This window comes from Pseudomonas sp. S34, from assembly GCF_009866745.1.
GTDB lineage: Bacteria > Pseudomonadota > Gammaproteobacteria > Pseudomonadales > Pseudomonadaceae > Aquipseudomonas > Aquipseudomonas jessenii.
Map to the genome: position 1 here is coordinate 3,070,528 of NZ_CP019398.1, position 11,870 is coordinate 3,082,397.

Annotated in this window: 10 protein-coding genes and 1 pseudogene; 2 read left to right on the top strand and 9 right to left on the bottom strand. The window is 54.1% G+C overall.

The features are described from left to right. Positions 1-91: 91 nt before the first annotated feature. Positions 92-241: pseudogene (locus PspS34_RS28560) on the top strand (transcriptional regulator); the annotation flags it as partial. On the opposite strand, the gene PspS34_RS13680 reads toward PspS34_RS28560, so the two are convergent. The 8 genes from PspS34_RS13680 to PspS34_RS13715 all read right to left on the bottom strand — a co-directional run bounded on the left by PspS34_RS13680 (position 238) and on the right by PspS34_RS13715 (position 8,906). Further along, the gene (locus tag PspS34_RS13680) at positions 238-1,209 is read right to left on the bottom strand and encodes an ornithine cyclodeaminase (RefSeq protein WP_159389922.1); all 972 of its coding nucleotides are present in this window, start codon (positions 1,207-1,209) and stop codon (positions 238-240) included. The pseudogene PspS34_RS28560 and the gene PspS34_RS13680 sit on opposite strands and share 4 nt — an antisense overlap. Beyond that, positions 1,196-1,837, bottom strand: a complete 642-nt coding sequence (locus tag PspS34_RS13685; RefSeq protein WP_223508087.1) for a dimethylsulfonioproprionate lyase family protein — start codon at positions 1,835-1,837, stop codon at positions 1,196-1,198. Before PspS34_RS13685 ends, PspS34_RS13680 begins: the two co-directional genes overlap by 14 nt. Before the next feature lie 139 nt (positions 1,838-1,976). After that, a complete protein-coding gene (locus PspS34_RS13690; RefSeq protein ID WP_159389923.1) occupies positions 1,977-3,128 on the bottom strand; it encodes an MFS transporter in 1,152 nt (383 codons plus the stop codon). Positions 3,129-3,225: 97 nt separating this feature from the next. After that, positions 3,226-4,260 carry a helix-turn-helix domain-containing protein gene (locus PspS34_RS13695; RefSeq protein WP_159389924.1) on the bottom strand — a complete coding sequence of 345 codons (1,035 nt, stop codon included), beginning with the start codon at positions 4,258-4,260 and terminating at the stop codon, positions 3,226-3,228. 47 nt (positions 4,261-4,307) lie between these two features. Further along, positions 4,308-5,657, bottom strand: coding sequence for an MmgE/PrpD family protein (locus tag PspS34_RS13700; protein WP_159389925.1), 1,350 nt, complete (start codon positions 5,655-5,657; stop codon positions 4,308-4,310). A gap of 87 nt (positions 5,658-5,744) precedes the next feature. After that, complete coding sequence (gene proX, locus PspS34_RS13705; RefSeq protein WP_174245515.1) at positions 5,745-6,788, bottom strand: glycine betaine/L-proline ABC transporter substrate-binding protein ProX; 1,044 nt, start codon at positions 6,786-6,788, stop codon at positions 5,745-5,747. A gap of 67 nt (positions 6,789-6,855) precedes the next feature. Next, a complete protein-coding gene (gene proW, locus PspS34_RS13710) occupies positions 6,856-7,860 on the bottom strand; it encodes a glycine betaine/L-proline ABC transporter permease ProW (RefSeq protein WP_223508088.1) in 1,005 nt (334 codons plus the stop codon). 8 nt (positions 7,861-7,868) lie between these two features. Then, the gene (locus PspS34_RS13715) at positions 7,869-8,906 is read right to left on the bottom strand and encodes a glycine betaine/L-proline ABC transporter ATP-binding protein (protein WP_150813149.1); all 1,038 of its coding nucleotides are present in this window, start codon (positions 8,904-8,906) and stop codon (positions 7,869-7,871) included. A gap of 448 nt (positions 8,907-9,354) precedes the next feature. Between PspS34_RS13715 and PspS34_RS13720 the strand changes: the two genes are divergently transcribed. Continuing rightward, positions 9,355-10,308, top strand: coding sequence for a LysR family transcriptional regulator (locus PspS34_RS13720; protein ID WP_174245516.1), 954 nt, complete (start codon positions 9,355-9,357; stop codon positions 10,306-10,308). A 115-nt stretch (positions 10,309-10,423) separates the two neighbouring features. Here the strand turns inward: PspS34_RS13720 and PspS34_RS13725 are convergent, their stop codons facing one another. After that, positions 10,424-11,659 carry an aromatic ring-hydroxylating dioxygenase subunit alpha gene (locus tag PspS34_RS13725; protein WP_150813148.1) on the bottom strand — a complete coding sequence of 412 codons (1,236 nt, stop codon included), beginning with the start codon at positions 11,657-11,659 and terminating at the stop codon, positions 10,424-10,426. Positions 11,660-11,870 lie beyond the last annotated feature (211 nt).

Here is an 11,870-nt window from a genome sequence, read left to right on the forward strand (position 1 = left end):
CCTGGAAGCGGCGCAGTTTGGTCGAGCGGGAGAGAATTTCCGCTATCCAGATTGGCCCCTTGCTTGGCTGAAGCACAGATAGCTTCAGACACAGTTCGATATTGCCGCCCCTGTGCTGTCGGAGATCTTCGCTACCATACTTTTCGGGCTGGTGGATGCTGAGCGTCGTGGCCGTGTGGCCCGGTATAGAATGGCGGTACTGATCGAAATGTCATTTCTTCGAGGCGTGAACAAGAGCTAGGTGGACTCGTTTTCGACCTGCAGCGCCGCTTGTTCAACACCCAGTCTCCTCGCCAATAGTTGAGCCGTAAAAAGGTCAAGGTGGGCTCCACCGGCGTTCTTGAACACAGTGATTTGATCCCTGGTGAAGCGAGGGGGAGCACTAACGCACAGATCAAACAGATCGCCAGATATATCGTCGAAGGAGATAACACCTGACGTTAACGGAAGCTGAAGTTCGCCACTTGCCAGGGCAGTTGGTCGAAAGTCCACATAGAGTTGGCCGCGAATCAAAACATCGTTATCGGCTTCACGCATATGCGGTAGCCAACTACCCACCAGATTGACATGTGTGCCCGGTGCAACCTGGGCGCCACGGATCAACGGCTGGTCGCTCATGGTTGCGGCGCAGATAACTTCAGCCGCAGGTAACGCCGCGTCGAGATCATCGACCACAGTGAGTTCAACACCGGGTATTTGAAGCTCGACAGCCAGTTTCTCTGCGCGAGGTCTAGTGCGGTTCCAGATACAAACCTGGCGCAATGACGTCCTCATCGCCGTGAATGCCTCGATCAGCGGGCCAGCCATGTCACCGGCACCGACCATCAGCATCGTTCGGACATCCTGGCGCGCAAGCAGATCAAGTCCAAGGGCCGAGTCGGCGGCAGTCTTGCGGGCGGTGAGGGCGGCGCCATCAGCAATGAACAAAGGGGCGCCGGTGATGCCATCAAACGCGACATAGACGCCTTGTATCGAAGGTGAGGCCGGGTGTCGGTGCTGGTTGCCAGGAAACTCGGTGGCAAGCTTCACTCCGACCATTTGCCGTTCGCTCCAAGCGGGGCGCAACATAAAACGATCAGCGCCACCAGGGGGCTCCAGGCATAGATCGGCAATGACAGGTAGCGGTTCTCTATGTGCCTGGGCGAAAGTGGTACATAAGCTTGGATAGTCGAGCAATCTGCTGATTGTCGGTGCATCAATCCACTGCATAGGAAAGTCCCCAAAGCGCCAGCAACGGCTTGTCGGTTGACCTCATGGAATGGACAGCCGATGGCGGGTTGAACACCACACCGCCCGGCTCTGGACTCCACCAACCGACATCTTCCCGGTACCAATAACCTTCCGATAAAACGATATAAAACTCTGCCGGAGGATGCTTGTGGTACGGATAGCAAAGTTCGGGCTCCATTACCGCCAACCCCACTGTCATAGTCGAACATTCAAGCAGTGCGCCCTTGCCGAGAATCAGCGCATGTCGGTGCTTTTCTTCGAAAGCACCATCGTCCCCTTCTGAAGCGGATCGCTTTATCCAGCGACTACTGGATAGCAGGGCTTCAAGAGCCGAAAGCAGAATCTTGAAGTCCCGTTCCGTTCGGGGAGCATCAGCCAATGCCCGCATTACCGTGGGTTCCAGGCAAGCGGGCAGGGAGGCGCCCGAGAAGGGAGGCAAGCCGATGTCGAGGCGCGCATTGCTCAAAGAGCGAACACAGATTTCTGTATCCACGCCATCAACTCCACTCACTTGAGAATGCCGGGCCAGGATCCGCACAAGTGCCTCCCGCATCACCACTCCCTGTATCAGGAGTTGTTGTTCCGACATCTGTGGGTACGACTGCATGACCTTTTACCTCTTGAACATACCTGGCAGGTCCCTTTGAGAATTCAGTGATACATCCATCGTGATGTCTCTTGGATTTCTGAACGATCAAGCTCAATTCGCAATGGTCAATGCTGAAATCCCATCTGAAAAGAATCGGTTAATTTCGAAGTGATCGAGCTGCCGCACTGACAAAAAACAGCAGGACAATCAGACAGCCCAGAGCGAACGACAAGGTGCTCAGATGGGCGACCGCCCCGATAAATACGGGACCTATCAGAATCCCCGCATAACCCATCGAGATGACAGCAGGAATGGCTACCGCCTGTGGCATACGTTGCTGGCGGCCTACAGCGGTAAAGATCACTGGGACAATGTTCGAGCAGCCAGCCCCGACCAGGGCGTAGCCGATCAAGGACGCGGGCCAGCCATCGATTCCAAGTGACACGATCATGCCTGCGGCCGCGCAAAGTCCGCCTAGCACAACGACGCGCACGCCGCCCAGTTTGCTGACGATGGCGTCCCCCGTCAGGCGGCCCACCGTCATCGCAGCGGCGAAGGATGCATAGCCCAAACCGGCGATGCTCGGCTCTAACCCTCGGTTCGAGACAAGGAATACCGCACTCCAGTCGAGCATTGCACCTTCAGTCAGGAAGACGATGAAACAGAGCGTCCCCAACAGCAGCACGATACCTCTGGGCACCGCGAACAATGGCCCACCCCGTTCAGTGCCATAGGTCAGCAAAGTAGGCGCAGCCTTGTAAAGCGATCCCAAAACTGTGGTAACGATACAGAGCGCCGCAATCAGTGGATCCAGCCCGAAGGTCAATAAAGCGGTCATAGCCCCGGCGCCCACTATGCCTCCGACGCTGTAAAGGCCATGGAAGCCGGACTGAAGTGCCTGCCCGCTGTTTTTCTCGACGATGACGGACTGTATATTCATGGCGCAATCGAGCATGCCCATGCTGGCACCGAAGATGATTACAGCTATGACCAGGCCAGGCAGCCACTCCATGGTGCTCAACAGCGGAAGAACGGCACACAAGACAATCGTCGCCCAGATTACGACCGGGCGGCATCCATAGTGTGCCGTGAGATATCCAGCGAAGGGCATGGCCGCAATTGATCCACCACCCAGGCCGAGAAGCAGCAATCCCAGACCACCATCGTCCGGGCCAGCGCGGGCTTTAACTAATGGAACCAGCGGCGCCCACGCGGACATGAGTAAGCCCGCGATAAGAAAGGCGATGCGTGTAGACATCCGCTCGCTGTGGTTCGCGGCGGAGATCAGCACCGGCGATGGAGCATTCATAATTCTCGGTAATCCTTATCGATGATGCTAGCCATCATTTGCGCGGCTTAGACAGTGCGGGTTTTGTATGTTTTGCGCGTGCACGGGTGTCGAAAACTCAGCGCCTGCGCTCATACGTCGCTCTATAACTACTCGGCGCTACGCCAAAGAAGTCACGAAAGCGCATATGGAAGTTGGCGAAACTACAGAAGCCGGTCGCAATCGCGATATCGGTGATCGGCCGATTGCTCTGCAGAATAAGCTGTCGCGCTCGAGTCAAGCGCAGCTCAAGGTAGTAACGTGTGGGCGTGGCGCCCACGAAACGGCAGAAGCGCCGCTCCAATTGTCGTCGGGAAATTTTCACACATTCAGCCAGTTCGTCGATCGATAGCGGCTCTTCGATATTCTTTTGCATCAGTTCTAAAGCGAGCTTCAGGGTTTGTGGCAAGGTGGGGTCAGAGTCAACAATGACAGTCGATATCCCGGAGACTTCAGCAGTTTGATCGCAACTGAGTATTTCCTCGACAGCATGGGTCAGCGACACGCCTTGTTTAGCGGTGATGAGCTCCAGCATCATTCGTAACGAACTGCTGGCGCCGGCGCACGTGATACGGTTTTTATCTAATACGTGAGTTCGACAGGTGACCAGGACTTTGGGGAAAACATCCTCCATCATCGCTCGCCCATCTGGATGGAAGGCACACTCGACACCGTCCATTAACTGAGCTTCCGCGAGAAAAAACGCACCATTCCACAAACCGCCCATGGTCGCCCCAAGAGAGGCAACGTTACGTAGCTTGCGCCGTAATAGCGGGTCGCTGATCAGCTTCACCCGCAAACCACCAGCGACGATCAGAACGTCAATACGATCCGGTAGTTGGGATAACTCCAGGTCCGCTGAAATCGCAATTCCCAGATCGCTCATCACCAGACGGTTCTTGATGCCGACCGTCAACACCTCAAACGCCGGTGTCTCGCTAATCAGGTTGGCGGTCACCAGCGCATCGATAGCGCCAGTGAACGACATCATCGAGAAATTGTTCAAAAGCACGAAAGCTACACGAGTCACCGCCTGCGGCTTCAATGGTTTCTCCGCCGTGTAGGAGTACCCCATGTTCTTGTCTTTAAGCACGCTCTCGAATACGAATGGCATATATCCTCTTTGACACCTGACCAATAGCTACGAAACCGTTGCGCAATCTAGACAGCGGTTTTTGGAGCAGACAGCAACAAATCAAAGAATGACTGGCAGTTATCACTCTCAAGCAGTGCTTCAATATTGTTCTTGATCGCATTGCTGAGCGTGGATCCCAAGCTGTCATCAGCCAGTAAATGATACTTAGCCGTGAGTTCAGCACTCGACATCGGGTTGCCGGGGTCGCCCTTGGCCGTCGCGGTCGGGCTCGTCAGACGTGTGCCGTCTTTCAGGGTAACGGTGACGCGGGAGACAATTTCCTCCGGGAACCTGGCGGACAGGTCGGGCGACTCATGAAGGGTTATCTTCCCGCTGATGTTCAAAATGTCCGGCGCATGAATGGAATCCCCGGTGACTTCGTCAGGGCCCAGTTTTCCACGAACGATCAAGGCGGCCAGTGGAAACGCGAGCGCATACTGGGCCTCATCCGCATTCTTCGGAAAATGCCCCTGCAAGCACACAGACTCGTGGAATGTCTCGACATCGATGGTCTCGATCAACTCAGCAGAGATGACTGGATGTGCTCGCATCAAATCGGTCATGGCCGTGAGTGCCGGTTGCGCCCAGCGACATACCGGCCACGGTTTGAAATATTGCTCATCGATCTCCCAGCGGGTCCCGATGTCCTGCCAGAAAGTGGAGATCTCCAAAGGTTCAACGGTGGCGGCTGGCGCGCCAGTGACACCTATCTGCGCCATCAGTAGCGCGTTCAGTCCGGCATACGCCCCGGCGCCGTGGGCATCTCGCAACATCGTCGGAAAGCTCACCAGGCGCATCATCGGGCACCTGGGTCCAAAGTATTCCGCGATACCCAGCGCATGACGGAACGTTGTTTCATCAAGCTTCAGCAAGCGGGCACCGGCGCAAACGACCCCGATCCCGGAAAAGGCGCCTGAGGCATGATATTCCGGGGCAGTGGCCATCAATGCCTGGCCTGCACGCAACGCGGTCTCGTAACCAATGCACAGTGCGCTAAGGAATTCTTCGCCACTGATATCTTTGCCCTGACTGCGATACGCGTCTACCAATGCAACAATGGCCGGGACAACCGTTGCACCCGCATGCCCCTTGGAGGTGAAGTGACCTTCATGTGCATCCAGGCTATCAACGCAGAAACCGCCTGCATACGCGGCGCCCAATGGATGTACGGCTCTGCCGTCGAACCAAAGTCGGCTGGACAGCTTGTTGGCAGAGTAGTGGGTGTCAGCGTAGGTTTTGAGCATCACGCTGGTTTGATTATCGCGAGCACCGGCGGCCACACCAATGATGTCGAGCAGGCAAGTTTTAACCAGCTCGCGTGTATGCAGGGGCGCGTCCTTGTAACTGAAATTCTGGACGAATGAATACAACTGCATTTCATGATTCCTGAATGATGAACGCCGAAACGGATAAAAAAGTTGCCCGGGGAAGGGCAACCTTTTATGCAGATTTAAATGGAGGGACTAATTTTTTGCGGTGGCGGTATTAGCCGCGGCTCGTGCGTCTGCCAGCCAGCTGTCATATTTCGCGCGATGGGCCGCGATCCATTCTTTGGCGTGACGAGTAATGTCGGCTGCACTTTTTTCACCGTCGTGCATTTTCAGATTTTGCGCGCTTTCATCGTCGGTAGTGATCTGCATTTCAGACAGGAACTTCACGGCAGCCGGATTTTTCTCGGCAAACTCTTTGTTGATTACCGCTTTGACACTGTCTACCGCGAAACCAAGGTTTTTACCATTGAAGGTAGTGTTGACATCGTTTTTGCCACCTGGAAGATCCGTACGCGGCACGGTTAACCACACAACATCTTTGCCTTCGACCAGAACACCGGAGATCCACTGAGGTACCCAGGTGTAATAGAGAATCGGCTTACCTTGTTTATAACGAGCGATAGTGTCCGCCATCAGGGCAAAATAGGAGCCCTGGTTATTGGAAACGGTTTTCATCAGGTCATAGGCTTTCATGTGGTGCGCAATGATGAGCTCACAGCCCCAACCCGGGTTGCAACCCGTGAGGTCAGCTTTACCGTCACCATTGGCATCGAACAGTTTGGCAATTTCCGGCTTCTGCAAATCTGCGAGCGAAGTGATGTGGTGTTCATCGGCCGTTTTTTTGTCAATCATGTAGCCCTGCAACACGCCCGGCATGATAGCGCCGGTTTTCACCATCGTCTCATCGCCGCCGGCCTTCTCGTAGAAAGACTTGTGCAGTTCCTCCCACAAATGCACTGAGAAGTCCGCGTCACCATTGGCAATCGCCACCATCATGGTGGAGTACTCGGTTTCCTTTGGTGTTTCAACGTCGTAGCCCAATTCCTTGAGCCCCGCCATTGCAATCTCCCCGCGAAACCGCTCCTCGGCGATTGACGGAAAGATCGGGGTGATTGATACACCTTTTCCGGGCTCCTGCGCCGTTGCGGCCGATGCGAACACAGGTGATACCGCTAAAACTAAAAGCGCCACAGAATGAATGAATTTCTGTTTTATTCCGAAGGTTGTGAAGTTCATTATCGTTTACCTTGGCTGGGTTAAGAAGTTGGCATTTCTTTTGGTTCACAACGCGCCGCTAAGCGGATTAACTTTCCTTGGGACTAACTTCTATTTTTGTAACAGTGTTCTTTCTTTTCAGACGGTAAACGACACCCGCCGGGCCTGTCTGGTACCAGTGCTCACCTTTGGTTGCCCTGTTACTGCGTTCGCCCATCGCCTGGGTCAGTCGGTCGAGGAAAATCGCCAGCAATACCAGCCCCAATCCACCGACGGTTGCCAAGCCCATATCAAGGCGGCCAATCCCGCGAAGTACCATCATCCCCAACCCACCAACCGAAATCATTGATGCGATCACCACCATGGAAAGTGACAACATTAATGCCTGATTCAGACCCGCCATGATCGTCGGTGCAGCTAAAGGAAGTTGAACCCGCTTCAGCATCTGGCGTGGGGTGCATCCGAAAGCCCGGGCCGCCTCAATCTTGTCTTCCGGTACCTGGCGAATTCCCAGATTGGTGAGCCTGACCAGTGGCGCCACCGAAAAGATGATCGTGACCAGTACCCCCGGTACGTTGCCGATACCAAACAGCATCACCACGGGTACCAGATAAACAAAAGCAGGCAGTGTTTGCATTGCATCGAGCACCGGCCGCAGCAGCATCTCCAGTCGGTCACTCCGGGCACACAGGACACCCAGCGGTATGCCAATGACTGCACAGAAAAACAGTGAAGTGAGCACCAGCGCGAGGGTGATCATGGCGTCATTCCATACGCCGATCACTCCTAAAAGGGTGAGGGTGACGAAACAAAGAATGCCTATCTTTTTCCCTCCTACCTGCCAGCCCAAGAGCGTCGCAAAAATAATGAATATTGACGGAGGAATAGCCAACAATCCGAACTGAATACCATTAAGTACCTGGTCGATCGGCCATCTAATCGAGCGGAATACCTCGCGGAAATTCTGAACCAGATAATTCAGGGCAACTTCTACCCATTGGCCCAATGGGACGTTGATGGATTGAAACGGGTCTAGAAAATTGAATTCGTTCATGTCATCACCTGAATGTCCGAGCCTGGCAAGCCAGCAAATAGAGACTATTAATGTCGGCTCATTGTCTGAAGCAGTAGGCTCTTGGAGATCGTGCCCTTGAACACACCCTGGCGATCCAGCACGGCAACTGGATTAACGGCATCAGCAACGATGTGAAAGACGTCCTGCAGGAGTACATCGTCGCGCAGCGTAGGCGTGGATTGATCCACGGCGTACGGATGCTCTGCACAAATTTTGGCAACATCACCAGCCTTGAGGATCTTCGAGGCATCAAAGCCTTTGAAGAAAGCTCTGACGTAGTCGTTCGCGGGGTTGCAAAGCAGCTCTTGCGGGGTACCGATCTGTACTACCCGCCCACCCTCCATGATCGCAATGCGATGGCCGATGCGAATCGCCTCGTCAATGTCATGGGAGATGAAGATGATGGTGCGATGCTGTTCTGCCTGCAGGCGAATCAGTTCGCCCTGCATTTCGTGGCGAATCAACGGGTCGAGTGCCGAGAAGGCTTCGTCCATCAGCAGGATGGCGGGGTCATTCGCCAGCGCTCGGGCCAGGCCTACCCGCTGTTGCATACCGCCGGACAGTTGGTGCGGATAGCTGTAGGCGTGGCCATCGAGCCCTACCTGTTTGAGTGCCTCGAGTGCACGTTTATGCCGTTCACTTTCCTCTACACCCGAGATTTCCAGGCCGAAAGCAACGTTGTCGATCACACTCATGTGGGGCATCAGGGCAAACGACTGAAACACCATGCTCATGTCTTTGCGACGAACGCTGAGAAGATCGGCGTCCGACAGACCAGTGATTTCTTGTCCGTTAAGATGGATCGTTCCGGAGGTTGGCTCGATCAGTCGATTGAACAACCGGACCATCGTCGACTTCCCGGAACCGGAAAGCCCCATGATGACGAAAATCTCTCCACGTTTTACGGAGAAACTGGCATCAAAAACGCCAACGACTTGACCGGTTTTGCTGAAAATTTCACTTTTATCAGCACCGCGAGCCAGCATCTCCATCGCGAGCTTTGGCTGAGTACCAAAGACTTTGTAAATGTTTTTTACCGAGAGTATCTCGTCACCAAGACTCATAACCCCTCCTGCTGCAAATACGACGTAAGATCAAGAATTTAGATATACCTATCTTAATCAGTTAAGGCGGTGCTTATGGGGGCAGTCAAGCTGAGAGAAAGGTTGGGAGTTAGTCATTGTGACCATCCTCTTTATTATGTGATGTTTATTATTCTTGTTTTATCGGCGCTGAATTAATCAGTGCCTTGAGACCCAAGTTATTACCTTATAGAGTCAGCGTCTAACAACATTTCTTCCAACCAATCAATAACGTCATGTTATCAATCAACTAATCGTATCAATTTGCGACTGCGACAGTGCTGGTTGCGAAGGCGACTACCGCTGGCCCTGTCTTAGACCCTCTGTTTCAGCTACGCTCCAGCATAGGCTCTAGGTGGAATCCTCTCGCCGATCTCGTCCCAAACGGCCCTTCAAAGGGCCCCGAACCGGATATTCAATACTCTAGGTTATGGTTAAGCACATCGATCCAGACATGACGCTGCTGAAAATGCCGTCTCTGAAAGCAGTAAAGTCATTCGTCGCCGCCGCCAAATATCAGAGCTTTACGCGTGCGGCTGAAGCGCTGTGCGTTACTCAAGCGGCAATCAGCCGTCAGATTCGAGAGCTTGAGGCGTACCTTGGGGTGGATCTCTTCAAGAGGGTGGGTCGAGCGGTCGAGTTGACGGAAGCCGGATCCATCTTTTTTGATGCTGCACAGATTTCTTTCGTCAACATTTCCCAAGCGGCGGAGCGTATTCGCACCAACAATGCAGGCAAGCGCACGTTGACGCTTTGCTGTTCTCCCGCGTTTTCAGCCCTCTGGCTCGCAGCCAAGCTACCGGGGTTTTTTACCAAGAACGCAGACATCGACCTCAATCTGGTGACCACTCAAAACTTTTTGTCGATGGAGCCGGGTGTAACTCCGGACATCTTCATCACCAAAATGGCCAGGATTCAGGATGGCTACCGCAGTTATCCGTTGTTTCATGACGTCATCTACCCGGTGTGCACACCTCGTTACAAAGAGGAGCACCCTGAGCTGTCCAGCCTGGAAGGATTACGCGACGGGGTTTTGCTAAACCTCAGCCCCTATGGCAGGTCCCAGGTTGCGGAGCACGTTGACTGGGGTGTTTGGCTGGCTTATCACGATGTTGATATCGAGAAACGCCCCCACGATAGTCCTCACGTTTTCAACGCGAACGACTACAACCTGGTAATTAGTATGGTGTTGACCCATCAGGGCGTAGCCCTCGGATGGAATCACCTGGTTGCAAACCTGATCGCAAACGGCACGTTGATTCGGCCGATCAAAGAGGAAGTGGTTCTCCACGAAAGTCAGCACTATCTGACATTTCGTGAAGACCGGATCAATGACGACGCCTGTTGCCGGCTACGAGACTGGATTCTCGCCCAGTTTTCCTGACCTGTTTAGAAGATAGGGGGTACTGGCCGAGCAGTGACTCGGGGTGCAAGGAGGGGAGAGGTTTGGGTATGCCGGTGGTGATCATTCGTGGTTCTCACCACCGGCAGTTTTGCATTTAGCCGACAGATCTTAACGGGATCGTGTCACTGAGGTGATCAAGCATCGTTTTGCAGTACCAATCATCAAACTGACACACACCAATTTCGCTGGCCACCGACAATGGGCCTGGCTCGTAAGCAGGAGAGCTGACGCCGACCTGTGCACCTTCAACCAAGGTTCGATCCTGGTCATTGGTTGCAAGCCAAACCTTGGTGAGTCGATCGATGTCGTAGTCGACACCTTCCTGCGCGTCCTTCTTGACGATCCATTTTGTAGTGACCAATGTCTCGCCCGGACCGATGGGCAGAACGCGGAAGCTCAGCGCGTGATCGCCCAGAAAGTGGTTCCAGGTTGATGGGTAGTTGAAATAAAGCAGCGCTCCGATGTTGGCTTCACCGGAGGTGTCCAACCGGCCAGCGACTGCAGGCTTGCCATCCATTGTGTAGCTGACGGCCCCGGAAAACAGTGGAATGCGGGTCATTCGGAAGCGACCCTCATCATCCATGACCAATCGGCTGGGCAGTCCTGCCGCTTCGCAGCGATCCCAGTGCTCTTTGAGTTCGAGATCCTCGTCGCCGCCAGCGCCACCCACTGATGGGTTGTCCACGAATGAGTGCATCAATTCCGGGTGAGTAAAATCGCAGTGGTAACACTCGCGGTTGTTCTCGAAAACCAGTTTCCAGTTGCCTTTCTCGATGATGTTCGACTCAAACGCGACTTTGCAGTCGTCCAGGTTATGAGGCGCAACGAAAGGGGTGACGGATTTTCTGAACGACGAAAAGTCTGGGGCGACATCTGCTACGCACACATAGATGTACGTTTCGACGACCTCACAATGCACGGACTTCAACCCATGCTGAGACTTGTCGAAATCGTCCCCCATGTTCCCGGCGAAAAGCAGTCTGCCGTCCAGCTCGAATGTCCATTTGTGGTAAGGACACACCAGTTTGGCGACTTTGCCGCTTGCTTCCGGGCACACCTTTGAGCCGCGATGGCGGCAAGCGTTGTGGAACGCTCGAATCTGCTTGTCTGCACCGCGCACGATAGCGACAGGGTAATCGCCGATTTGCAGCGACAGGTACTGACCCGACTTCTCCAGCTCAAATGTGTGCCCTGCGAAGATCCAACTTTTGTGCCAGATCTGTTCCAGATCCTGCCTATAAACGTCTGGATCGCTATAAAGGGCACCTGGCAGCGCGTGGTCAGGCTTGCGCTGCGCGATTAGATTTGAAACTGCCGATTTAGTGCTCACGGTCAACACACTCCAAAATACCAAGGGGGCGACACATTCAGCCTGCTCTGCGAGGTGAGGCCAAACGGTCTTGAGTTCGCAGTACCGTCTGTGGATGCAAGCCCATCAAACCGTGCTGCTTCTATCCGCGAACCGGAACGTTTTGCCACGTCCAGGAAGCGTCTTACGAAAAATGTGCCTTCTTGGATGGTGGTGCCATCCGTGCACTCAT